The organism is Saccharopolyspora gloriosae, assembly GCF_022828475.1.
GTDB lineage: Bacteria > Actinomycetota > Actinomycetes > Mycobacteriales > Pseudonocardiaceae > Saccharopolyspora_C > Saccharopolyspora_C gloriosae_A.
On the sequence record NZ_CP059557.1, the window covers coordinates 2,142,550 to 2,166,519 of the forward strand.

Here is a 23,970-nt window from a genome sequence, read left to right on the forward strand (position 1 = left end):
GCGAATTCTTTTGCTTCGCTAACGACGCTACGAGGAGGGGCTCGGGGGCGGCAATCGATCGGTGCGCCCGATCGGCGAACATTGGCGTGACCGCAGTGGTCACGCGACGATAATCGCAGGTCAGGAAAGTATTCGGAGGCCCTCGGAGATCAAATCGGCGAGGTCCGCGCCCGGTTCCGCGCGATCGGCACGCCAGATCAGGCCGGTCGCCAGCACCGGGTCGAAATCGGCGAACGGCAGCACCAGGACCTGATCGTGCTCCGAGGGGCGGCCCATCTGGTTCTGCGGATCCAGCATCGAGATGCCGAACGCGCCGCCGTTGGCCACGAACTCGCCCAAGCCCGAGTAGTCCCGGGTGCTCAGCGTTGTGCGCCGGTGCACGCCGGCGGCGGCGAGCCGAACCTCGAGCTGATCGAAATAGGTGGGCGACAGGCCCGAGCCCGGCCGGGCGTAGACGTGTCCGGTCAGCTCCGTCAGCGACACCGACTCCCGGCCGGCGAACTCCGAGGCGGGCAGCACCGCGCCGAGCGGTTCCCGCAGCACCTCCCGGGACTCCACGCCTTCCGCGTGCGCGGGCAGGTGCACCAGCGCCAGTTCCAGTCCGCGTCGGCGCACCTGATCGAGCAGGTCTTGGCTGCCGCCCGGCCAGCGCCGCACCTCGCAGTCCGCGACGCGGTCGAACTCCCGGAGCCGTTCCCGCAGCCGCGGATGCAGCCCCGGCGGCACGCCCACGTGTACCGCGCGCCGTTCCGCGCCCACCTGCTGGCGCAACCGGCCCGGGAGGTCGTCGAACCGGCTCAGCACGTCGTTGGCCAGCGGCAGCAGCGCAGTGCCCGCCGCAGTGAGGTTCACGCTGTGCGAGTCGCGCTCGAACAACCGCACGTCCAGTTCGCGCTCCAGGTCACGCACCCGCCTGCTCAACGGCGACACCGCCATGTGCAACTGCCGCGCCGCCTTCGAGAAGCTCAAGTTCTCAGCGACCGCAGCGAAGTACCGCAGGTGGAACACCTCCATACACAGCAGCCTATGCCCCCGTTCGGCCGCACCGGCACCCGCGCCACCGAGAAGATCAAAGCCCCCGCCGCCCGGAGCGCGCACCAGCGAACACGTGCGCTGCCACCACAACCCGCGCCTCGGGAAGGCAGAGCCCCACCAGCATCACGCCCGAAGCCCGCGAAGTCGCCCAGCGAACCCCGCAAACGGCGGCCGAAACCACGCCTGCCTTCCGGCCGAAGGCCGTGCCTCACGGCGAAGCCGTGCAGTCGGCGGCGAAGCCCGCGAAGGGCGGGCGAAGCCCCGCCTGCCTGGCGGCCGGAGGCCGTGTCTCGCGGCGAAGCCGTGCAGTCGGCGGCGTAGGCCGCGAAGGGCGGGCGAAGCCCCGCCTGCCTGGCGGCCGGAGGCCGTGTCTCGCGGCGAAGCCGTGCAGTCGGCGGCGTAGTCCGCGAAGGGCGGGCGAAGCCCCGCCTGCCTGGCGGCCGGAGGCCGTGCCTCACGGCGAAGCCGTGCAGTCGGCGGCGAAGCCCGCGAAGGGCTGCGAAGCCCCGCCTGCCTGGCGGCCGGAGGCCGTGTCTCGCGGCGAAGCCGTGCAGTCGGCGGCGTAGTCCGCGAAGGGCTGCGAAGCCCCGCCTGCCTCGCGGCCGAAGGCCGTGCCTGTATGTGCGAAGCACATAGCCCACGTCAAGAAGCCGACCACCGGCGGGTTCTCAGTTGGTCTCTCGCGAGGACAGCTTTTTCCCTCGTGGCGGAGCCACTAGGGAAAAAGATCCCGCAGCGAGAGACCAACTGAGGTTCCGCTACCCGACCCCCCAAGCAAAAAGAGCCCAGAACCAGATCAACTAATGATGTCACGGCTTTGGAAGTGCCAGTGTGCCAATCCCACGAACACAGTGGCGTAAAGGACAGCGGAGCAGAGGCCGTTGGCCATGTTGGTCCAGTCGACGTCCTCAGCGAGCAGGTCGGACCATGCGGCGGCGTAGTGCGTCGGTAGGAACGCCCGCAGGCCGCCCAGCGCGGAGATCTGGTCCAGGATCTGCGAGAGGATCGACACCAGCACCGCGCCGCCCACGGCGCCCAGCGGTGTGTCCGTGCTGACGCTGAGCCACAGCGCGAGCCCGGCGACCCAGCTCAGCTGCACCGCCAGGTACGCCACCGCCAGCGCCAGGTTCACCGCGCCCACCGGGAACGACAGCACGCTGCCGCTCGGCGTCACGAGCTCACCCGGCCCGTACCAGAACAGCCCTGCCGCGAGCGCCACGACGGGCAGCAGCACGGTCCCGAGCAGTGACAGCAGTGCGGCCACGATCGCCTTCTGCCGCAGCAACCGGCCGCGCGGCACCGGGGCCGCGAGCAGGTAGCGCAGGCTGGACCAGGAGGCCTCGCTGGCCACCGTGTCCCCGAAGAACAACGCGACCACCAGGACCAGCAGGAATCCCGCCGAGGAGGACACGGCGAACGCGGCGAAGTTCAGTCCGCTGGAGGTCGCCAGTCCGGAGAGGTCCCCGGCTCGCGGCGTGCTTCCGTCGTCGCCGATCTCGAACGCGGCGAGCAGCAGCAGCGGCAGCAGCATCAGGACCGCCAGCGCCAGCCGGGTGCGCCTGCGTCCCAGTTGGCGGGCCAGTTCCACGCTCACCGGCAGCGTCCGCCGCGCTTGGTAGCCCTGCACGCTGCCGTCGGCCTGCGTCGGGTCCTGCGCGCTCACCGGCAGTGCCGCCGCCGTTTCCGCGGCCGGTTCGGCGACGGTGAGCCGGGCGGTCTCGACGATGCCGGAACGGCCCGACGAGGTGTCGGTGAAGCGGGGATGGCCGGGGCCGATGCCGGTCGAGCGGCCTGCCGGGATCGGGTCGTCACCGGTGGCCGGGGAGTGATCGTCGCGGGACCCGTTCGTCACGTCCGGACCTGGCGTGTCCGAGGGCGGGTGTTCGGGGTCCCAAGTGGGGGAGGTCCAGTCGGCCGGTTCCCGCACGGCGGCCCGGTCCGCGCCGAGCTCGTCGGTGCCGGTGGCTTCTTGGTCTTCGGGTTCCGGGTCGTCGGGGAGCATGGCGTCCGCCCCCCACACTTGCGAGCTCGCCCGCTCAGCCGGGTCCAGTTCGGGGAATCCGCCGGATTCCAGCGCGCGGGCGATCGCCGCCCGGTGCTGCTCGGACTCCGTCGACAACGGCTGCGTCTCCCGCCCGGCCCGCTCCGCGCCGTGTTCCGGAGCCGCGGTCCGCGGGGACTCGGTGGGGCCGCCGCTTGATGTTTCCGGCATCAGCGCTGCTCCTCTCCCACGAGATTCAGGAATGCGTCCTCGAGCCTGCGGCGTGGCCCGACTTGGCTGACCGCCACACCGGAGGCGACCAGCGCGTTCACCGCGATCGCTCGGCTGTGCCCGGCCAGGTCGGCGTGCACCAGCTCCCCGTCGACCTGCACCTCGCCGAGCCCTTCCAGCGACCGCAGCGCCGTGGCGGCCTGTTCCGGGTCGTCGACGCGGAACGTCGCTTGCCCGTCCAGGGACACGACCTCTTCCACGCTTCCCGTCGTGATCACTTTGCCGCGATGCATCACGATCACGTGCGTGCAGGTCTGCTCCACTTCGGAGAGCAGGTGGCTGGACAGCAGCACGCTGCGCCCCGTGGCCGCGTAGCGGCGCAGGATCTCGCGCATCTGGTGGATTTGCGGCGGGTCCAGCCGGTTCGTCGGCTCGTCCAGCACGAGCAGGTCGGGCAGGCCCAGCATGGCCTGCGCGATCGCGAGCCGCTGCTGGGTGCCTTGGCTGAACGTGGCGGTGCGACGATGCGCGTGCTCACCGAGACCGGCGATGTGCACGACTTCGTCGAACCGCGCCTGCAACATCGGTCTGCCGGTGGCCGCCCAGTAGTGCTTGAGGCTGTCGAGCCCGGTCAGGTGCGGTGGGAAGCCGGGCGATTCGACCAGCGAACCGATCCGTGACAACACCGGGGCGCCCGGTTCGACCTGGTGCCCGAAGACCTGGATCCGCCCGGCGCTCGGATGCAGCAGTCCCAGCAGCAGGCGCAGCGTGGTCGTCTTGCCCGCGCCGTTCGGCCCGAGCAGCCCGACGATCTGCCCGCGATCCACCCGCAGCGACACCCCGTCGACCGCGGTCACCTTGTGCGGGAACGTCTTGGTCAGGTCCGTGATCTCCAGCGGCGGCCCGCTCGTGTCCGCCTCCGAGGGCTGGGCGTACCGGCGGCGCAGTCGTGCCAGCAGCCAGGTGAGCCCGAGCAGCGCGAGGACCCCGGCGATGCCGGCCACCGGTGCCACCGGGAACGTGCCGCCGGTGATGCCGGTGCCTTTCACCGACGGCACCGACAACGCCCGGTCGCCTGCCATGTCCACCCGGTGCACCGCGGATTCGACCGGCACCGCGTAGGCCTGGTCGGTGGTGCTCACCGCGAGTTCCAAGTGGTGGCCGGTCTCCACCGAATGCACCACGCCGGGCAGCGAGGCGTTCACCTCGACCGGTGTGCCGTCCGGGCGCAGCCCGGTGACGTGCATCGGAGCGGCCGAGTCTCCCACCAGCGTCCGCCTGCCTTCGCGGTCGACGTCGTAGAGCTTGGTGAACAGCACCGCGTTTCCGGTGGTGGGCTGGCCGGGCACCGCGGCCACCGACAACCGGGTCTGCGGAACACCGGAGACCAGCAGCCGTGCGGTGACGGGTTCGGTGCGGAACACCGCCACCTGCCCCGGCAGGTCCCGCGGCTCGGGCCTATCCCGCTCATCCCCGGAACCGGGCAGTGAGCTCACGGCGGCGGGGGAGCCGCCCGGCGGATTCACCACGGTTGCTGCCGGGCCGGTGAGATCCAGCGAGAACCGCGGCGTGCGGTCGGCGCGCACCCCCGGATAGTCGGGGGAGGCCATGGTGCGCACCGGGATTTCGCCGTCGTATCGCGCCGTTCCGGCGATGTCGTACTCGAAGCGGTTGCCCGGATCGCCCAGGCCGCGCAGGTGGAAGGTGAACCAGTCGGCGACGCGCGAGTCGACCCGAGCGCTCGGCCCGGCGCCGTCGTGGCCGCCCGCGAACCACAGCATGCTGACGTCGCCGCCCGCCGCGGCGATCTGCCGGGCGTTGGCATCGGCCTGGTCCAGCCCGACCAACGTGTCCTGCGTGCCCTGGACCAGCAGCGTCGGAACCCGGATGTTCGCGGTCTTCGAACGTGGTGAGACCGACGCCAGCAGGTCGCGGGTGCTCGCCGACGCGCGCCCGGTGCGGGCGAGCTCGCTGTAGGCCGCGCACACCTCGGCGGTGAAGTTCCCGCAGGTCGCCGGTGGCGGCGAAGCGGAGCGGTCGGCGGAGGGGGCCGGAGCTCCGGCCCCGCCTGCGGCGGACCCGCCGGTGGCGAACAGCAGCCCGGCCCATGCGCGCCGGAACACTCCTTGCGGACCGAAGGAGCCGTGCGCCGGGGTGTCGGCGGGCGGCGGTGCGGAGCCCGCCGTGTTCGGCAGCAGCGCCTGGCCGAGATCGTTGTAGGTCATCACCGGTGCGATCGCGTCGATCCGCTGATCGCTGCCCGCCAGCAGCAGGCTCAGCGCGCCGCCGTAGGAAGTCCCGGTCACGCCCACTCGCGGATCGCCCTCGCCGTCGCGCTGCACCTCGGGTTGCCGCGCCAGCCAGTCCACGATCTGGTGGGCGTCGGCGATCTCGTAGTCCGGTGAGTTCAACGCGATCCGGCCGGTGCTGTCGCCGAAGCCGCGGGCCGAGTACGTCAGCACCGCGAAGCCGCGCCGGCTCAGGTCCCGCGCCTGCGCGTCCGCGTCGGTCTTGTCGCCGCCCATGCCGTGCGCGATCACGATCGCGGGCGCCGGTGTGGCGGCGGGCGCGTAGAGGGTGGCGTCGATCTGGATGCGTTCCAGCCCGTCCGGGCCGTCCTGGACGTCGATCAACGCTTCGCGCGGTTGCGGCGGGGCGGGCTGTTCGCGCTCGCCGGACCACAGCGCCGCCACGCCGCCGACCAGGAGCACGGCGATCACGATGAGCAGCAGGAGACGCCTGCCGTGGCGGAGGAGCTGAGGCACGGGGCCGACAGTAGGGGAAAGAGGCGGCAACGGATTCATCCTGAGGCGGGCCAGGGCGAAGACGCTATGAAGCAGCAACCGAACAGAAATCCGGTCGCCTCCTGCGGCGTCACCCTCGCGATCGTCGAGTCGTTCGGTGCACGGCCGCATCCCGAGTGCGGGCAGCGGCGATCATAACCGTGCTGCGCGCTACGGCGATCGCCCATTCGTTCGAGTGCTATTGGTGCGATCGATGGGATTGGTCACACGGCGAGACTGGTACCCCGTAAAGGGTGACGCTTTGACCAGGGCATTGTGGCCTCAGGTAGCTCGCCGTAGTCTTCCGTGCGCAATCGGGCTGATCAACCCGGGCTGGTGTTCGAAGCAGTGCATAAGTGACAATCTTGGCAACGTTGTGGAGGGGAGTATTCCTTCGCGGCGGCATCGTCATCACGGCCTCGTCGGCTGCCTTTAGGATCTGCCGGCGGGACCCGGTGCCGTCGACCGGTACGCCGGTGGAAGAGACCTCCGGTCCCGGCGCATGCCCTGAACCGGAGGTGATCGATGGGTGCCAGGATGACCGTGGCGGCCCAGCAAGCTCAAGCGGCGGCCGACACGTTGCACGTGCCCTGGTGGGGGTGGGCGGCGACGCTGGGTGGTCTGGCCCTGCTGTTGCTGATCGACCTTGTGATCGTGGATCGCAAGCCGCACGAGGTGAGCACCGGCGAGGCGGCTCGGTGGGTGACCTTCTACATCGCCTGCGCCATCGCGTTCGGCATCGGCGTGTGGATCTTCGGCGACCAGCACTTCGCGATCGAGTACTTCACCGGTTACATCACCGAGTACTCGCTGAGCGTGGACAACCTGTTCATCTTCATGGTGATCATGTCCAGCTTCGCGGTCCCGGCCATTCACCAGCACCGCGTGCTGCTGATCGGCATCCTGCTGGCGCTGGTGATGCGCGGTGCGTTCATCGCGGTGGGCGCGGCGCTGATCGAGCGCTTCGTGTGGGTCTTCTTCGTGTTCGGCGCGTTCCTGATCTGGACCGCGATCGGCATGATCCGGAACAAGGGCGAGGACGAGGAGTACAAGGAGAACGTCGTCGTCCGCTGGGTCCGCAAGGTGTTCCCGGTGACCGAGGAGTACCACGAGACCAAGTCGATCGTGAAGATCGACGGCAAGCGCTGGCTCACCCCGATGTTCGTGGTGATCGTCGCCATCGGCAGTGCGGACCTACTGTTCGCCGTCGACTCCATTCCGGCGATCTTCGGCATCACCCAGGACCCGTTCCTGGTGTTCGCGGCGAACGCGTTCGCCCTGATGGGGCTGCGGCAGCTGTACTTCCTGCTCGGCGGACTCGTCGACAAGCTCGTCTACCTGAACGTGGGGCTGTCGATCATCCTCGGGTTCATCGGCATCAAGTTGGTGATCCACGCGCTGCACGAGTACCACGCGGTGCCGGAGTGGCTGGAGATCAACAACTGGATGTCCCTCGGCGTGATCATCGGCGTGCTGGTGATCACCACGGTCGCGAGCTTGGCGAAGTCCCGCAAGGACGAGGCGGCCGCGGCGCAGCCGGAGCCCGAGAAGAAGTCCTGACCTGAACGAAAAGAACCGCGCGGCGTTCCCCCCTCGGGACACCGCGCGGTTCTTTTCGCGTCCAACGCCCCGCGCGCTGGCGAGGCTTCGTCAGTCGAGCAGGGTGTAGTTGAGTTCCTTGCACACGCGGCCGAGCGGGACGTCCAGCCCCGGATGGTCGAGCGGCAGCAGCACGTCGGGCGCGTCCGGCAGCGCCGTCGCCGACGGCGGATCCCACAGGCACAGCGACGGGTTGCCCCCGTCCATCGCCGAGCGGTACCAGAGCCCGTCGAGTTCCGGATAGGCCGCGCGGATGCTGCGCGCCCACGCCTGGGTGCGTTCCTTCGGGCCGTTGCTGATGGCCTGCGAGGCGCCCGCTCTGGTCGCCCACAGCCCGGCCAGGTCCAGTAGCCGCAGCGTTCGGCGCGGCCGGAACAGCACCAGGTGCGGCTTGCGAGTGCGCCGGTCCACAGTGGACGTCGCCTGGAAGACCTCGGCGACGCAGGTGCGCACGGACAGCGAGAAGTACAGGACGCCGTGTTCCCGCGTGACCGTCGGCCCGCCTTGGGTGTTCGGCAGATGCGGGTCGAAGCGCGCGTGCGGCAGTGGCCCGGCGTAGCGGAAGCTGTCCCACTGCTGCGGATGGTTGCCGCCGGAGGTGAACACGCGGGCGAGCCGAGTTCCCGCGGGCACCGCGATCACGTCCTCGGTACGTCGCAGCATGGCTTGCAATACCGCCGGTGCCGGCGGCTGGGGGAGTCTTGCCAACGGATGTCCTGGTGAGGTCGCGGTCCGGGGCCGGTCAGGCGGGGGTGCCGATCGCGGAGGCGAGGTCGGCGACGCGACGCGCGCTCCCGCCCGCGAGCAGCCATTCCCGGGGGCTGACCGCCCGGTCGCCGAGCTCCAGGTCGTCCTGAACGGTCGTCATGAACTTCGCGAGCACCAGCGCGGGCTGGTCCTGCGGCATGCCGGTGAGCACTGTTTCCAGCCCGGGCAGCACGTCGTTGTCGCTGAACTGCCAGGCGGGCAGCCGCCAGCCGCCGCGGTCCTTCCAGCCGATGAGCCGTCCGTCGCCGATGCGGTGCCGGATGCGGCTGGAGTCGACGCCGATGCGGTCCGCGGCCTGATTGACCGACAGTGCGGTGTCGCGCAGCACCGCCTGCTCGGCTACCGTCCGGGCGCGCGGATCCGTCTCGTTCGCGGCCAGCGGCGCGAGGTCGAGCCCGGCTTCTCCGAGGGCTTCGCGTTCGGCGGTGGTGAAGTGCGCTGAGGGGTCGACCTGCGGGGTGATGAGCCTCTTCGCCGCGTCCTCGACGAGCGAGAGGAATTCGTTGGCGGTGACCCGCAATCCTGCCCGGGCCAGGATGGTCTCCAGCGCGACTGTCATGTCCCCAGCGTAGCGCGTTCTGGGCCAAACGTGTGCGCGATCGTGCGCTCCGCAATGGTGAATCACTGGATGTAGTAGTCGTGTCGCACAGCGTGCCGCGTCCGTCCGACTGACGGAGGACCCGTCCGATTCTTTCGGGCGATGTGTCCGACTTCGTGGAAAATCGCCGTCCGGACTCGTGGTCGATCTTCGTTTTTGCTGGCGAGGGCCTAGTGGATCGTCTTGTGGCCCGCGAGCCGGTCTCGGTGACGGCAGCTGCACGACGTGAGGTCAAGGGCCTGACGGGTGGTTCGGTGGTGTGTCGCGCCGATCGGGCGGAGCTCGCCGGGTTCGGTCCGTCGTGGCGCCGAAGGCTTGACGCGCCCCGGGGGCAGCCCGTTGACTGGCCCGTACCGACTGGTCGGTCTTTCGAGTGGAGCATCGCATGAGCAAGCGTTTCGACGGCCGCGTGGCGATCGTGACCGGTGCCAGTCGCGGCATCGGCCTCGGTATCGCCGAACGGCTGGTGTCCGAGGGCGCCAAGGTGATCATCACGGCCCGCAATCCGGAACCCCTGGCCGAGGCCGTGGCCGCGCTCGGCGGTGCGGGCAACGCGCAGGGAGTCGCGGGCAAGGCCGACAACGTCGAGCACCAGGCCGAGGTCGTCGAGCGCGCGTTGAGCGACCACGGCCGGATCGACATCCTGGTCAACAACACCGGCATCAACCCCGCCTACGGTCCGGTCATCGACGTGGATCACGCGGTCGCGCGCAAGACCTTCGAGGTCAACGTGCTCGCCGCGCTGTCCTGGACGCAGCAGGTGTACCGGGCGTGGATGAAGGAGCACGGCGGTTCCATCCTCAACGTCTCCTCCGTCGCCGGGCAGCGCCCCTCGCCGGGCATCGGCTACTACGGCGGGACCAAGGCGATGCTGTCGCTGCTGACCCAGCAGCTCGGCGTGGAGCTGGCGCCGAACGTGCGGGTCAACGCGGTCGCGCCCGCGGTGGTGAAGACGAAGTTCGCCACCGCGCTCTACGCCGAGGACGAGGACGGCGTCTCGGCCAGCTACCCGCTCAAGCGCCTCGGCGTACCGGACGACATCGGCGGCGCGGCGGCGTACCTGCTCTCCGACGAGGCCTCCTGGGTGACCGGGCAGGTCCTCACCCTCGACGGCGGGCTGACCCTCACCGGAGGCGTGTGATGCGGCTGGCGGAATCGGTGGCCGTGGTCACCGGAGGCGGTAACGGCATCGGCGCCGCATTGAGCCGCCGCTTCGCCGAGCAGGGCGCCTCGGTCGTGGTCAACGATCTCGACGCGGACGCCGCGCGCGCGGTGGCCGCCGAGGTCGGCGGGCTGGCCGTGCCGGGCGATGCCGCGAGCGAGGCGGGCGTGGCCGAGCTGGTCGGCGCCGCGACCGAGCGCTACGGGCGGATCGACCTGTTCTGCGCCAACGCCGGTGTCGCCGACGGCGGCGGCCCGGAAGCCGAGGAGTTCGTGTGGGCGCGGTCGCTGGAAGTCAACGTGATGGCGCACGTGCGGGCGGCGCGGGCGGTGCTGCCGCAGTGGCTCGAACGCGGTGAGGGCCGGTTCTTGGCGACCGTTTCGGCGGCCGGGCTGCTCACGATGCTGGGCTCGGCGCCGTACTCGGTGAGCAAGCACGCGGCGTTGGCGTTCGCGGAGTGGCTGTCGATCACGTACGCGGATCGCGGCATCACCGTGCAGGCGCTGTGCCCGCAGGGCGTGCGCACGAACCTGCTCGACGGCACCGGCGAAACGGGCAAGAAGCTGCTGGCGGACGCCGCGATCGAACCGGACGAGGTCGCCGACGAGGTGCTGGCGGCGCTGGCCGACGACAGGTTCCTGATCCTGCCGCACGCCGAGGTGGCGCAGTACTACGCGCTGCGCGCGGCCGATCCCGCGAAGTGGCACGGCGGGATGCGCAGGTTGCAGCGCGGCCTGACGTGATCTCCCGATCGATAGCCTGATGCGAGGGACGGAGCCTCGCAGAATGATCTTGGGGTCGTCGGCCGGTCAGCGGGGAGCCGCTGAGTGACCCACTGCGCAGGTCGTTCTGAACGGGCTTGAAGGGGAGGGAGGCGCACATGGTGGAGGTTCGCACGACACCGGAGGTCGCCGAGACGGTGCCGCAGCGACTGCTGGCGGCTGCGACGCGGCTGTTCGCCGAGCACGGGTTCGAGACGACCTCGGTGCAGCAGATCGTGGACGCCGCCGGGGTCACCAAGGGCGCGATGTACCACTACTTCGGCTCCAAGGACGACCTGCTGTACGAGATCTACGCGCGGCTGCTGCGGGTCCAGACGGCGCGGATGGAACGGGACGCGGACGGGGACGCGCCGGTCGCGGAGCGGTTGCACGCGGTGGCCTCGGACGTGGTGGCCACGACGGCGGCGAACCTGGACGACACGGTGATCTTCTTCCGGTCGATGCACCTGCTGCACCCGGACAAGCGCACCGAGGTGCGGGCGCAGCGCCGCCGCTACCACGAGCGGGTGCGGTCGTTGATCGAGGAAGGCCAGACGGCGGGAGTGTTCCGCACCGACAAGTCGGCGGAGCTGGTCGTCGACTTCTTCTTCGGTTCGGTGCACCACCTGGGCACCTGGTTCCGGCGGGACGGCGAGCTCAGCGGTGAGCAGATCGGTGAGCACTTCGCGGATCTGCTGCTGACATCCCTGCGGCCATAGCCGGTCGCGGGCGCAACGAGGAGCGACGGAGCTCCCTTTTCGGAGGTGGCGTGTGAAGGCGTGGCAGCTCAGCGAGAACGGTGAACCGCAGGACGTGCTGCGGCTCGACGACGTGGCGGATCCACGGCCGGGTGCGGGGCAGCTGTTGGTGCGGGTGCTGGCGACTCCGGTGAACTTCCCGGACGTGCTGCTGTGCCGCGGCCAGTACCAGATCAAGCCGCCGCTGCCGTTCACTCCCGGCGTGGAGCTGTGCGGTGAGGTCGTGGAGGTCGGCGAGGGCGTCACCGGTTTCTCCCCGGGCGATCGGGTGCTGGGCTCGGCGGCGCTGCCCACCGGTGGTTTCGCGGAGCTGGCGCTGATGGACGCGCCGCGCGCGTTCCCGGCACCGGAGTCGTTGTCGGACGCTGAGGCTTCCGCGCTGTTCATCGGTTACCAGACCGGCCACTTCGGACTGCACCGGCGCGCGGGCCTGCGGGAAGGCGAGACGCTGCTGGTGCACGCCGCCGCGGGCGGCGTGGGCTCGGCCGCGGTGCAGCTCGGCAAGGCGGCCGGGGCGAAGGTGATCGGCGTGGTCGGCGGGCCGAAGAAGGCCGAGGTGGCCAGGGAACTCGGCGCCGACGTGGTGGTGGATCGCAGCACCGAGGACTTCGTGGCGGTGGTCAAGGAGTACACCGGCGGCAAGGGCGCCGACGTGGTGTACGACCCGGTGGGCGGTGACACCTACACGCGCTCGACGAAGTGCATCGCCTTCGAGGGACGCATCCTGATCATCGGGTTCGCCGGGGGCACCATCCCCACTCCGGGCCTGAACCACGCGCTGATCAAGAACTACTCGATCGTGGGCCTGCACTGGGGCCTGTACAACGAGCGCGACCCGCAGCTGGTGGTCGACGCGCACCGCGAGCTCACCCGGCTGGCCGACGAGGGCCTGATCCGCCCGCTGATCAGCGAACGGCTGCCGCTGGACGCCGTGTCCGACGGCGTTCGCCGCGTCGGCGAGGGCAGCACCGTCGGCCGCGTCGTCTACGACGTCTCCGCCTGATCACCGCCGCCCCAGGTGAATGGTCCGTTCGACCGATCGGTCGAAGGGGACATTCACCTGGAGGGGCCGTGCGGGTTCTAGCGGTCCTTGCAACGCCTTGGATTTGAGGGGTTGTGGGGGTCGTGGTTGTTGCGGGGTTGAAGGCGTGGTTTTTCGAGGTGTTGGAGGGTGAAGGGGGCTGTATTGCGGGTGCTGCTCGGGTGGCCGGGGTGGCTCCTGCGACGGCGTTCGGGTGGGCGAAGAGGGCGGGTGTTCGTGGTCGTGGGAAACCGGGCAGGCGTGGGCATCCCGGCCGGGCGGTCTACGACGAGTTGCGTGGGTCCGGGGTGTCGAGGCGGGATGCTGCGGCACGGGTCGGGGTGCATGTGCGCACTGCCGCTGATTGGGATCGGGGGATCCGCAAGATCGGTGATGCCCGGGTGCACCCGGACGGGCACAGGATCGACTACAACACCGCTGTGACTAGTGGATCAGTGTTGTCGTTGGCGGTGGTCGAAGCTGAGCTGCACCCCCGGTTTTTGACGGTGACGGAACGGGAAACGATCGCTGACTTGTGGCGGCAGGGCGAGTCGTTGCGGGTGATCGGGCGTGTTTTGGGCCGGTCGCCCTCCACGGTCAAACGCGAGATCGACAACCGCAGCGTCGCCGGCGAATATCAGCCGCACCGGGCGCAGCGGGCATGGGCCGCCAGCCGCGCACGCCCGAAGGCCTCCAAACTCGCCCAACACGGCCCGTTACGCGACTACGTCACCGCCGGCCTGCAGCAACGATGGTCACCAGAGCAAATCTGTCACGCTCTGGTCACCGAGTTCCCCGACGACGAAGGCATGCGGGTGAGTCCCGAAACGATCTACCAAGCCATCTACATCCAGGCACGAGGCGGGTTACGGCGCGAACTCGCCGACGCGCTGCGCACCGGACGCACCCGCCGCGCACTACACCGCAGCCCCGAACAGCGCACGCCCCGATTCGACGACATGGTGATGATCTCCGAACGCCCACCACAGATCGAAGACCGGGCCGTGCCCGGCCACTGGGAAGGCGACCTGATCGTCGGCACCCGCAGCGAAAGCGCGATCGTGACCCTGGTCGAACGCTCCACCCGCTACGTCCTGCTCGGACACCTGCCCGGCAGACACACCGCCGAAGCCGTCCGCGACGTCCTGATCCCCCTGATCAAAACCCTGCCCGAACACCTCCGCGGCTCCCTGACCTGGGACCAAGGCTGCGAAATGGCCGCACACAAACAGTTCACCATCACCACCGGAGTCCCGGTCTACTTCTGCGACCCCCACTCACCCTGGCAACGCGGAACGAACGAGAACACCAACGGACTCCTGCGCCAATACTTCCCCAAAGGCACCGACCTCCGCATCCACAGCCCCGAAGACCTCGAACACGTCGCCCAACAACTCAACAACCGACCACGCAAAACACTCGGCTGGCACACCCCAGCCCAACGCCTCCGTGATCTACTCACCACCACATAAACCATCAGGCGTTGCGACCACCACAAGAATCCGCCCCGGCGGAGTGAACGGCCCATCTGCTCTTCCCGCCGGACGATGTGGCCGAGGGGTCTTGATGCGGTCGTAACCTGTTGCGGCGGGGTGCGGGGTTAGGTTTTCGGGACGGTTCTCCGGTAGTCGTCCGGGATCGCGCCCACCTCGCCGTCGCAGGAGTTCGCATGGCCGATACCGCCGCACCCGCGAAGCAGACCCGGCTGGATCGGGTGCTGAACCTGATCGAACGGGCCGGCAACAAGCTGCCCGATCCGTTCCTGCTGTTCGGACTGCTGTTCCTGGTGGTCGTGGTGGTGTCCACGGTGGTCGCCGCGTTCGGTGTGTCGGTGCGGATTCCCGGCGCGGAGCAGGACACCCCGGTGCGGGCGGCGTTGTCGGGTGCGGGGCTGGAGTTCCTGTTCACCGAGATGCCGGAGAACTTCATCGGCTTCCCGCCGATGAAGACCGTGGTCACGATCATGCTCGGGGTGGGGCTGGCGGAGCGGACCGGGCTGCTCACGGCGCTGATCAGGGGTTCGTTCGGCGGTGCGCCGCGCTGGGTGCTGCCTTACGCGGTGGGGTTCGTCGGCATCACCTCCAGCGTGATGGCCGACTCCGCGATGATCATCGTGCCGCCGTTGGCGGCGATGGTGTTCAAGGCCGCAGGCAGGCATCCGGTCGCGGGCCTGCTCGGCGGGTTCGCGGCGGCGGGTGCCGGGTATTCGACGGCGCCGGTGGTGACGAGCCTGGACGCGTTGTTCGCCGGGATCAGCAACGAGGTCGCCTCGGTCCTGCCGGATCCGGGCGCCACGGTGACGCCGGTGTCGAACTACTACTTCAACGCGGTGTCCTCGGTGGTCCTGGCCTTGCTGGCGGGGTTCCTGATCGATCGGATCATCGAGCCGCGCATGGTTCGGGGCGGAGTTCCCCGCGAAGAAACCGATGAGTCCGATGTGGACGGTTCGGTCGAGGTGCACCGGGAGGGCGGTCCGGAGGCGGGTGAGCGGATCACCGTCGTGCTCGGCGAATCCGAACGGCGCGGCCTGCGATGGGCGGGAGTGGCGGCGGCCGTCCTGATCGCGGCGGTGCTGACTCTGGTGCTGTGGCCCGGTTCGCCGCTGCGCAACGATGCCGGTGGCTTCCTGCCGGAGTCCCCGCTGCTGGATTCGGTCACCACACTGATCTTCCTGGCGTTCATCGTGCCCGGCATCGCCTTCGGCGTGCCGGTGGGCGTCGTCGCGCGCGCCGCGGACGTGCCGAAGCTGATGGCAGGCGCGCTGCGGAACCTGACGGGATTCCTGGTGCTGGCGTTCATGCTCGGCCAGTTCATCGCCCTGTTCAACTGGACGAATCTCGGAGCTGCGCTGGCCGTCGGCGGCGCGGATCTGCTGCGGGCGCTGGGGCTGGCGGGCTATCCGGCGTTCCTCGGGTTCATGGTGCTGGCTTCGGTGCTGAACCTGTTCATCATCTCCGGGTCGAGCCTGTGGACGCTGATGGCCTCGGTGTTCGTACCGATGTTCGCGCTGCTCGGTTTCGAGCCGGGATTCGCGCAAGCGGCGTTCCGGGTGGGCGACTCGGCGACGCAGATCATGACTCCGCTGAACCCCTACATGATCATCATCTTGGGTTACCTGCGCCGCTACGAGCCGAACGCCGGACTGGGCACACTGGTCGCGCGGATGACGCCGTTCGTCGTGCCGTTCTGGTTGCTGTGGGCGCTGATCCTCACCGCGTTCTACTTCGCGGACCTGCCGCTCGGTCCCGGCATGGGCATCAGGTTGTGAAGCACGGGATTCTCAGCGGCTGCGTAGTGGGCCGGGTGCAGCGGCTTCCTCGCTGCCCTCCGGTGTACCGCGGTCCGATGCACGGCGAAATCGCCGTCCTCGCGAGGAAGCCGCGGAGAACCCGCCGGTGGTCGGCTCAAGCTGGTCGCTCAGCGGCTTCGCCGTCGGCGAGGGGCAGATCAAAACCATCCGGAACGGACTCCTCAGCCGGCGCAGGCACCAGGAGCGAGCCGGCCACGCAGATCGCCACGTTGAGGCCGAGGCCCACCAGGCCGCCGGGCACCCCGTAGAACGGCCCCAGGCCGAACACGGTCAGCAGTCCCGCGAGGGCTGCTCCGGCGAGCATGCCCCAGAACGCGGGTGCGGCCGCCATCCGCCGCCAGTACATGCCGAGGATGAACACCGGCGCGAGCTGCACGATCAGCTCGAACTTGAGCACGAAGATGTTGTACAGCGTGCTCGGCGGGTTCCAGGCCAGCGCCAGCAGCACCGCGATCGCGATGATCCCGGCCACCTTGCCGACCAGCACCTGCTTGTACTCGGAGGCCCGCGGGTTCACGAACCGGCCGTAGACGTCCCGCGAGATCACCGCGGAGAAGCTCAGCAGCGCCGAGTCCGCAGTGGACACGATCGCCGCGATCACCCCGCCGAACAGCAGGATCATGGTGATGTAGAAGAACAGGTTGATCCCGGCGACCTCGTTGGCGATCATGCCGACGAGCTGCTCGGAGCCCGTTTCGGACAGGCCGGGGAACAACTGGATGCCGATGATGCCGACGAGGAACACGACACCGGTGGTCACCAACGGCATCCACGCCATGATCGCCAACGAGCGCTTCAAGGTGCGCTCGGTACGAGCGGAGTAGATCCGCTGGATGGCGTGTGGGTACACGGCGGCGCCCAGCCCGATCATGACGATCATCGACAGCCAGTTCACCGAGTCCTCGCGGGTGGGCACCCCGGCCTTCTCCGGCGCGGTCTCCACCAGGTGCCGGGTCACTCCGGCGACGTCACCGTCCACCAGGTACAGCGCGCCGCCGAGCAGCACCACGATCCCGATCAGCAGTGCGATTCCCTGCATGACGTCGGTGAACGCGACCGCGCGCATTCCGCCGGTCCACGAATAGATCAGCATGACGAGCACGAACGCGACCACGCCGACCTGGTACGGCACGGTCTCCCCGGTCAGCCCCGCGATGCCCTGGCCCATCGCGACCAGCTGCTCCAGCAGGTAGTTCGCCAGGCCCCACAGCATCAGCAGCGCCACCAGCACCGCGAGCTTCGTCGAGCCGAAGCGGTGCCGCACCCAGTCGGTCGGCGTGACGAAACCTTCCCGCTTGGCGATGACGTAGAGCCGGGGTGCGAACAGCAGGTACCCGGCGATGACGGCGATCATGAACGGAACCGACTGCCACCACAGGAATCCGGACCGGTAGGCCTCCGGCGCGTAGCCGACGATGGAGTTGCCGCTGTACTGCGTGGCGTAGAGCGTGAAGAGCAGCGCGGTGAAGCCGAGCCCGCCGCCACCGAGGTAGTAGCCGCGCACGCTCTTGCTCGCGTCGGCGCCCTTGCCCGCGAAGAAGCCGATCACCAGCATGATCACCGCGTAGGCGGTGAGCACGATGATGCCGCTGAGCCCGGCGAAGCTGAGATCGTTCACGCCGTGCCCCGATCATCGTTGCGGGCGGCTTCTTCAGCCGGTTCCGCGAGGTTCCACCAGCGCAGGCACATCCAGCTGGTCAGCGCGGAGAACGCCAGCGCCGCGAGCACCGAGCCCGCCAGCCACGCCGGCACGCCGAACACGAGCGGCCGCACCAGGCCGGGCGACAGGTAGAGCGGGACGCCCGCGAGGACGCTGATCGCCAGCGCGACCCACGGCCAGGGATGGCGGATCGGTTCGCGCAACGGGCGTTCGGCGCGCGGATCGGATCGTCGTTGATCCATCGTGGTCTCCTGTTCTGGAGGAGCCGGAGGGGCGAGGTCAGATGACCTTCGCTTCGCGCCACTGCGCGAGCTGGTCGGCGTCGGCGCCGAGCAGGGCGCCGTACACCTCGGCGTTGTGCTCGCCGAGTTCCGGGCCGAGTCCGCGGACTTCGCCGGGAGTGTCGGACAGTCGGGGGACCACGTTCTGCATCGGGAAGTCGCCGAGTTCGGGGTGCATCAGCCGCACGATCGCGTTGCGCGCGGCGAAGTGCGGGTCCTCGGTCATGTCGGCGGCCGTGTACACCCGGCCCGCGGGCACGCCCGCCTCGTGCAGCCGGTCCAGCAGCTCGTCCGTCGGCAGCGTGCGAGTCCACGCGGAGATCAGTTCGTCGAGTTCTTGCTGCCGTTCACCGCGAGCGCCGTGGGTGCCGAACTCATCGAGCAGCTCCGGGCGGTCCATCGCCGTGCAGAGGCGGGTGAACACGGTGTCCCGGTTCGCGCCGATGATCACTTCGGCACCGTCGGCGGTGGGGTAGGCGTTGCTGGGGGCGATGCCGGGCAGGATCGCGCCGGTGCGTTCGCGGCGGTGCCCGGCGAGCCGCCACTCCGGCAGCAGCGACTCCATGAACGCCAGCACCGCCTCGTAGATCGCGGTGTCCACGACCTGGCCGCGCCCGGTGCGTTGCCGCGCGTGCAACGCCATCATCGCGCCCAGCGCGGAGAAGGTGCCCGCGAGCGAGTCGCCGAGGGAGATCCCGGCGCGGCTCGGCGGCCGGTCCGGCTCACCGGTGACGTGGCGCAGACCGCCCATCGCCTCGCCGATGGAGCCGAACCCGGCGCGTCCCGCGTACGGGCCGTCCTGGCCGTAGCCGGTGACGCGCACCAGGACCAGCCCGGGGTTGAGCTCGTGGAGTGCTTCGGGGACAGACCCCAGCGTTCCAGCGTGCCGGGGCGGAAGTTCTCCACCAGCACGTCGGCCTGCGCCACCAGTTCGCGCAGGATGCGCTGGCCCTCGGCGGAACGCAGGTCGCAGGTCACGGACTTCTTGCCGCGCGCGATGACCGGCCAGGACAGTGATCGGCCTTCGCTGCGCACGCCCCACTCGCGCATCGGGTCGCCGTTGGCGGGATCTTCGACCTTGATGACTTCGGCGCCGAAGTCCGCGAGCAGCTGGCCGCAGAACGGCCCGGCGATCAGTGATCCCGTCTCGACGACGCGCAGATCGGCCAGCGGTCCGGAGCTTGCGGTGGTCATGCGCCCTGCCTTTCGCCGGAAACGCGCCCGGTCGAGGGGGTTTCGGCGTGATCGTCGGGTGGGGTCCGGCCGAGTGAGGTGCGGGCGGCGCGCAGGTGCGACTGCATCACCGCGTGCGCCCACTCGCCGTCGCCCGCCGCGATGGCGTCGACGAGTTCGCGGTGCTGGGCGAAGCTGCGGTCCAGTTCGGCCGCCGTGTACTGGTGGAAGGTGCGGCGCACCAGCGGCACGTCGATGACGCGGGACATCAGGTCCGGCAGCAGGCGGCGGCCGCCCGCGCGGTGCACGGCGCGGTGGAATTCCATGTTCAGCCGGGTGATCTCGTCGTAGCCGGGGTCGTCGAGGTCGTGCAGCAGGTGTTCCATCCGCTCGCAGAGCTCGCGCAGCGCGGCGACGTCGGTGTCGCCGCGTTCGGCGGCGCGGCGGGCCGCGTGCGATTCGAGCAGGCAGCGCAGGTCGAACAGCTCGTCCACGTCCTCGTCTTCGAACCGCACGACTTCGGCGCCGCGGTGCGGGGCGAGCCGCACCAGACCGTCGGCTTCCAGCCGGCGCAGCGCCTCCCGGACCGGGGTGCGGCTGAGTTCGAAGGTCTCGGCGAGCTCCTCTTCCCGCAGCCGGGTGCCCGCGGGCCGCACGCCGGTGAGGATTTCCTGGCGCAGCTCCGAGTACGCCCGCGTCGCAGCCTGTGACACCGTCCACCTCCTGGCCGAATTGTGTACAAAGTAGCGATCGACCCCGGGCGCGACAAGGGACTGGACGCGTGAAAGCCGCGAGGTGCACGATGTGAGCGGCAAGATTGTGTACGAAAGTGGATCGGCGGGGACCATTGGCTCCCGCGTTCGCGGACTCGCTGTGGACAGATCTGCGACCTGCGGGCGACTCGCGAGAAATTGTCCGAGCGCAAGCTCGTGACCAGGGAATTCGGTGGCCCGGTCGGTCAATGCCTCGTGAAATTGCGAGGATCCGGGCCAGGGCGAGCGGGGGAGCAGTGATGCAGGCAGGTAGTCCGTCCCGGATCGAGGTCGTCGAGGTGGGGCCGCGCGACGGCCTGCAGAACGAGAGCGCGCTGCTGTCCGCCGAGACCAAGGTCGAGCTCATCGAACGGGCCATCGCCGCCGGTGCGCGCCGCATCGAGGCCGTGTCCTTCGCGCATCCGCGCCGGGTGCCGCAGATGGCCGATGCCGAGCAGGTCATGGCGGCAGTGCCGCGCAGTGACGGCGTGAGCTACATCGGGCTGGTGCTCAACGGTCGCGGCTTCGACCGGGCGCTGGACGCCGGGGTGGACGAGGTGAACGTGGTCGTCGTCGCCACCGACACCTTCAGCGAACGCAATCAGGGCATGAGCACCGAACAGGGCCTCGCGCTGTGGGCGGAACTCGCGGCCAGGGCGCACCGGGAGGGCGTCCGGCCGACGGTGACGATCGCCGCCTCCTTCGGATGTCCTTTCGAGGGAACGGTTTCCGCCGCGCACGTCGCCGAACTGGCGCGGCGCATCGCCGAGTCCGGCCCCGCCGAGATCGCACTGGCCGACACCATCGGCGCCGGCGTCCCCACCCAGGTGGTGGACCTGCTGGCGCGGACTCGCGAAGTCGCCCCGGCCGTCCCGTTGCGGTGCCATTTCCACAACACCCGCAACACCGGCTACGCCAACGCCGTCGCCGCGTTCCAGGAAGGGGTCGCCGCGCTGGACGCGAGCGTCGGCGGCATCGGTGGCTGTCCGTTCGCGCCGAACGCCACCGGCAACATCGCCACCGAGGACCTCGAGTACCTGCTCACCGGTATGGGCGTGCACACCGGCCTGGACGGGCGGGCGCTCGCCGAGACGGGCACGTGGATCGGTGCGCGGCTGGGCAAGGAAGTGCCCGCCTTGCTCGGCAAGGCGGGCACGTTCCCCGGCTGATCACTCGACCCGGAACCGCCGCGCGAAGCGTCCGGGGCGGGTGATCAGAACAGCACGCGGGTGAGACCTTGGGCGACGCAAGCGGGCTTGTCCGCGCCCTCGATCTCCACTGTGGACTCCACGGTGAGCTGGAGTCCGCCGTCGATCTCGGTGATCTCGGCGAGCCTCGTGTGCGAGCGGACCCGCGAACCCACCCGCACCGGGTTCGGGAAGCGCACCTTGTTCAGCCCGTAGTTGATGCCCATCTTGACGTTCTCGAACCGGTAGGTCTGCGCGTTGAGCGCCGACAGCAGGCTCAACGTGAGGAAGCCGTGCGCGATGGTCCCGCCGAACGGGCCTTTCTCCGCGCGGTCGGTGTCCACGTGGATCCACTGGTGATCCAGCGTGGCGTCGGCGAACGTGTCCACCTGTTCCTGGGAGATGGTCAGCCAGTCGCTGGTGCCCAGCTCGGAGCCCACGGCTTCACGTACTTCATCTGCGTTGGTGAAGACACGCATTCTTCCTCCTGTCTGTGAATCGAGAAGTTCGCGCTCAGACCCCGGGCAGGTCGACCAGTTCGGCGATGCGGGCGCGGTGGCGTTCGGGGGTGCCGAAGGTGAGTTGGGCGCTCTTGGCGCGGCCCAGGTACAGGTGGATGGGGTGTTCCCAGGTCATGCCGATGCCACCGTGGAGCTGCAGGGACTCCTCCGCGGCCAGGACCGCCAGGTCCGAGCAGTAGGCCTGGCCGAGGGCCACCGCCAGTTCCGCCTCGCCGGCATCGCCGCCGGTCAAGGCGTCGGCCGCGTTCCTGGAGGTGGCGCGGGCGGTGCTCACGCCGGACCACAGGTCCGCCAGCCGGTGCTTGACCGCTTGGAACGAGCCGATCCGGCGGCCGAACTGGTAGCGCGTCTGCACGTATTCCACTGTGGAGTCCAGGCTGTGCTGGGCGAGGCCGACCTGCTCGGCGGCCAGCACCCCGGCCGCGGTGAGCAAGGCCCGCCGCAGCACCGGAGTCGCGTCCGCCGCGACCAGCCGGGCCTGCGCCCCGGTCAGGTCCAAGGTGCCGAACCGGCGCGTCAGATCCAGCGGAGTCACCGGAGTCCGGCCGACCCCGGAGTCAGCTGTGTCCACTATGTACAGACCAGTGCCGTCCGGGCCGGTCGCGGGCACCAGCACCCGATCGGCGACCTCCAGGTCGACCACCGCGGTCACGGTTCCGGTCAGCGTGCCGCCCTCGACCCGCACAGCGGGGCTGATCGGCGCGGACGGTGCGGTGGTGAGCCCGACCGCCAGGGTCGTCACCAGGGTTCCGGCGCCGATCTCGGCGATCGGGTCGGCCGAACCGGCGGCGGTGAGCGCGGCGGTGGCGAGCACGGTGCCCAGGAACGGAACGGGCGCCACCGCCCGGCCCAGCTCCTCGGCGACCACGGCAAGTTCGCGAACTCCGGCCCCGCCGCCGCCGAGCTCCTCCGGCACGGCGAGCGCGGCCACGCCCAGCTCACCGGCCAGCGTTCGCCACAGCGCCAGGTCGTAGGGCTCGTCGGACTCGCAGCGGGCGAGCACCGAGCTCACCTCGCAGCGGTCCCGCAGCACTCGGCGCACCGCGGAGCGCAGGTCCTCCTCGACCTCGGTGTAGAGCAGGTCGGTGCTCATCGCGGCAGCTCCTTCCACGGCACGTCCTTATCCGTGCGGATTTCCGGCGGCAGTCCCAGCACCCGCTCGGCGATGACGTTGCGCAGCACCTCGGAGGTGCCGCCCTCGATGGAGTTGCCCTTCGCCCGCAGATACCGGTAGCCGGGGTCGCGGCCGGTGAAGTCGACGGTCTCCGGGCGGCGCTGCGTCCAGTCCTCGTAGGACAGTCCCTGCTCGCCGAGCAGTTCCAGCTCGAAGCCGGAGATCTCCTGGTTGAGCCGGGAGAACGCGAGCTTCACCGCGGAACCCTCCGGTCCCGGGGTGCCGACGGCGAGCTGCTGGCGCAACCGCTGCCCGGTGAGGCGGGTCGCCTCCGCCTCCACCCACAACCGCAGCAACCGGTCGTGCGCGCCGGGAGTCCGCACCTCGGGGTCATCGCGCCATTCCCGCGCGACCACGCCGATCATGCCGGACTCACGTCCGGTGTTGCCGCCGCCGATGGCGACGCGCTCGTTCATCAAGGTGCCCATCGCCACCTGCCAGCCCTGGCCGATCTCGCCGAGCCGCTGCGAATCGGGGATGCGCACCCCGTTGAGGAACACCTCGTTGAACTCGGCCTCGCCGGTGATCTGGCGCAGCGGCCGCACTTCCACGTTCGGATCGGTCATGTCGCACACGAAGTACGACAGGCCCTTGTGCTTCGGCGCGTCCGGGTCGCTGCGGGCCACCAGGATCGCCCACTTCGCCTTGTGCGCGAACGAAGTCCACACCTTCTGGCCTTCGACGACCCAGTCGTCGCCGTCGCGCACCGCACGGGTCGCCAGCGCGGCCAGATCCGAGCCCGCACCCGGTTCGCTGAACAGCTGGCACCAGATCTCCTCGCCCGTCCACAGCGGGCGGAGGTAGCGGGCGCGCTGCTCGTCGGTGCCGAAGCGCAGGATCGTCGGCGCGGCCATGCCGAGCCCGATCCCGTTGCGCGACGGGGCGTTGTCCGGTGCTCCGGCGGCGGCGAATTCCGCATCGACGACGGTCTGCAACTCGCGCGGCGCGTCCCGGCCGCCGAGTCCCGCCGGATAGTTCACCCAGGCGAGCCCGGCGTCGAACCGGGCGCGCAGGAACTCCAGCCGATCACCACCGGGATCGTGCTCGGCGAGGAAATCCCGTACTGCGGCACGCAGTTCGGCTGCGTCGGTCATCTCAACACTCCTTAGGGGGCCTTTCAGAGTGATCTTTTGATCGTCGTCTTGTCAGCGGCGGAGCCGCTGAGCAGTGACCAGCTTGAGCAAGCCGGCCACCGGCGGGTTCTCCGCGGCTTCC

Annotated in this window: 19 protein-coding genes and 1 pseudogene; 8 read left to right on the forward strand and 12 right to left on the reverse strand. The window is 69.8% G+C overall.

The features are described 5' to 3' along the window. Window positions 1-120: 120 nt before the first annotated feature. The 3 genes from H2Q94_RS09060 to H2Q94_RS09070 all read right to left on the reverse strand — a co-directional run bounded on the left by H2Q94_RS09060 (window position 121) and on the right by H2Q94_RS09070 (window position 6,051). The gene (locus tag H2Q94_RS09060) at window positions 121-1,014 is read right to left on the reverse strand and encodes a LysR family transcriptional regulator (RefSeq protein WP_243793910.1); all 894 of its coding nucleotides are present in this window, start codon (window positions 1,012-1,014) and stop codon (window positions 121-123) included. 817 nt (window positions 1,015-1,831) lie between these two features. Continuing rightward, a complete protein-coding gene (locus H2Q94_RS09065; protein ID WP_397545471.1) occupies window positions 1,832-2,761 on the reverse strand; it encodes an ABC transporter permease in 930 nt (309 codons plus the stop codon). Between the two features lie 485 nt (window positions 2,762-3,246). After that, on the reverse strand, window positions 3,247-6,051 hold the full coding sequence (locus H2Q94_RS09070) for an alpha/beta fold hydrolase (protein WP_397545447.1): 2,805 nt from the start codon (window positions 6,049-6,051) through the stop codon (window positions 3,247-3,249). 558 nt (window positions 6,052-6,609) lie between these two features. Between H2Q94_RS09070 and H2Q94_RS09075 the strand changes: the two genes are divergently transcribed. After that, window positions 6,610-7,590 (forward strand): TerC family protein, encoded by a 981-nt coding sequence (locus H2Q94_RS09075; RefSeq protein WP_243795620.1) that lies wholly within the window; start codon window positions 6,610-6,612, stop codon window positions 7,588-7,590. Window positions 7,591-7,680: 90 nt separating this feature from the next. On the opposite strand, the gene H2Q94_RS09080 is transcribed toward H2Q94_RS09075, so the two are convergent. Together H2Q94_RS09080 and H2Q94_RS09085 are read right to left on the reverse strand one after the other, a co-directional pair. After that, a complete protein-coding gene (locus tag H2Q94_RS09080) occupies window positions 7,681-8,337 on the reverse strand; it encodes an RES family NAD+ phosphorylase (RefSeq protein ID WP_184480752.1) in 657 nt (218 codons plus the stop codon). Between the two features lie 34 nt (window positions 8,338-8,371). After that, the gene (locus H2Q94_RS09085; RefSeq protein ID WP_243793912.1) at window positions 8,372-8,956 is read right to left on the reverse strand and encodes a DNA-binding protein; all 585 of its coding nucleotides are present in this window, start codon (window positions 8,954-8,956) and stop codon (window positions 8,372-8,374) included. 424 nt (window positions 8,957-9,380) lie between these two features. Between H2Q94_RS09085 and H2Q94_RS09090 the strand changes: the two genes are divergently transcribed. The 6 genes from H2Q94_RS09090 to H2Q94_RS09115 all read left to right on the forward strand — a co-directional run bounded on the left by H2Q94_RS09090 (window position 9,381) and on the right by H2Q94_RS09115 (window position 15,965). Continuing rightward, window positions 9,381-10,136 (forward strand): SDR family oxidoreductase, encoded by a 756-nt coding sequence (locus H2Q94_RS09090; protein ID WP_243793913.1) that lies wholly within the window; start codon window positions 9,381-9,383, stop codon window positions 10,134-10,136. Further along, window positions 10,136-10,900 carry an SDR family NAD(P)-dependent oxidoreductase gene (locus H2Q94_RS09095; RefSeq protein ID WP_243793914.1) on the forward strand — a complete coding sequence of 255 codons (765 nt, stop codon included), beginning with the start codon at window positions 10,136-10,138 and terminating at the stop codon, window positions 10,898-10,900. Before H2Q94_RS09090 ends, H2Q94_RS09095 begins: the two co-directional genes overlap by 1 nt. A gap of 137 nt (window positions 10,901-11,037) precedes the next feature. Continuing rightward, window positions 11,038-11,637, forward strand: a complete 600-nt coding sequence (locus H2Q94_RS09100; protein ID WP_243793915.1) for a TetR/AcrR family transcriptional regulator — start codon at window positions 11,038-11,040, stop codon at window positions 11,635-11,637. A 52-nt stretch (window positions 11,638-11,689) separates the two neighbouring features. Beyond that, window positions 11,690-12,679, forward strand: a complete 990-nt coding sequence (locus H2Q94_RS09105; RefSeq protein ID WP_243793916.1) for an NADPH:quinone oxidoreductase family protein — start codon at window positions 11,690-11,692, stop codon at window positions 12,677-12,679. A gap of 326 nt (window positions 12,680-13,005) precedes the next feature. Beyond that, window positions 13,006-14,169, forward strand: a complete 1,164-nt coding sequence (locus H2Q94_RS09110) for an IS30 family transposase (RefSeq protein WP_243795622.1) — start codon at window positions 13,006-13,008, stop codon at window positions 14,167-14,169. A 197-nt stretch (window positions 14,170-14,366) separates the two neighbouring features. Next, the gene (locus H2Q94_RS09115) at window positions 14,367-15,965 is read left to right on the forward strand and encodes an AbgT family transporter (protein ID WP_243793917.1); all 1,599 of its coding nucleotides are present in this window, start codon (window positions 14,367-14,369) and stop codon (window positions 15,963-15,965) included. Between the two features lie 136 nt (window positions 15,966-16,101). Here H2Q94_RS09115 and H2Q94_RS09120 read toward each other — a convergent pair whose 3' ends face one another. From H2Q94_RS09120 to H2Q94_RS09140, 4 genes and pseudogenes are all read right to left on the reverse strand, one after another. Continuing rightward, window positions 16,102-17,625 (reverse strand): sodium:solute symporter family protein, encoded by a 1,524-nt coding sequence (locus H2Q94_RS09120; protein WP_243793918.1) that lies wholly within the window; start codon window positions 17,623-17,625, stop codon window positions 16,102-16,104. Continuing rightward, complete coding sequence (locus H2Q94_RS09125) at window positions 17,622-17,909, reverse strand: hypothetical protein (protein ID WP_243793919.1); 288 nt, start codon at window positions 17,907-17,909, stop codon at window positions 17,622-17,624. Before H2Q94_RS09125 ends, H2Q94_RS09120 begins: the two co-directional genes overlap by 4 nt. Window positions 17,910-17,946: 37 nt before the next feature. After that, window positions 17,947-19,142, reverse strand: a pseudogene (locus H2Q94_RS09130) (CaiB/BaiF CoA transferase family protein). Then, window positions 19,139-19,834: a GntR family transcriptional regulator gene (locus H2Q94_RS09140; RefSeq protein ID WP_243793921.1), complete on the reverse strand. Its 696-nt coding sequence runs from the start codon at window positions 19,832-19,834 to the stop codon at window positions 19,139-19,141. Before H2Q94_RS09140 ends, H2Q94_RS09130 begins: the two are co-directional and overlap by 4 nt. A 299-nt stretch (window positions 19,835-20,133) precedes the next feature. Here H2Q94_RS09140 and H2Q94_RS09145 point away from each other — a divergent pair, with 299 nt between their 5' ends. Continuing rightward, window positions 20,134-21,042 (forward strand): hydroxymethylglutaryl-CoA lyase, encoded by a 909-nt coding sequence (locus H2Q94_RS09145; protein ID WP_243793922.1) that lies wholly within the window; start codon window positions 20,134-20,136, stop codon window positions 21,040-21,042. A 44-nt stretch (window positions 21,043-21,086) separates the two neighbouring features. On the opposite strand, the gene H2Q94_RS09150 is transcribed toward H2Q94_RS09145, so the two are convergent. The 3 genes from H2Q94_RS09150 to H2Q94_RS09160 are packed head-to-tail and all read right to left on the reverse strand — an operon-like array spanning window position 21,087 to window position 23,849. Further along, complete coding sequence (locus H2Q94_RS09150; protein ID WP_243793923.1) at window positions 21,087-21,539, reverse strand: MaoC family dehydratase; 453 nt, start codon at window positions 21,537-21,539, stop codon at window positions 21,087-21,089. Between the two features lie 34 nt (window positions 21,540-21,573). Further along, the gene (locus H2Q94_RS09155) at window positions 21,574-22,674 is read right to left on the reverse strand and encodes an acyl-CoA dehydrogenase family protein (protein WP_243793924.1); all 1,101 of its coding nucleotides are present in this window, start codon (window positions 22,672-22,674) and stop codon (window positions 21,574-21,576) included. Then, the gene (locus H2Q94_RS09160) at window positions 22,671-23,849 is read right to left on the reverse strand and encodes an acyl-CoA dehydrogenase family protein (protein ID WP_243793925.1); all 1,179 of its coding nucleotides are present in this window, start codon (window positions 23,847-23,849) and stop codon (window positions 22,671-22,673) included. Before H2Q94_RS09160 ends, H2Q94_RS09155 begins: the two co-directional genes overlap by 4 nt. Window positions 23,850-23,970 lie beyond the last annotated feature (121 nt).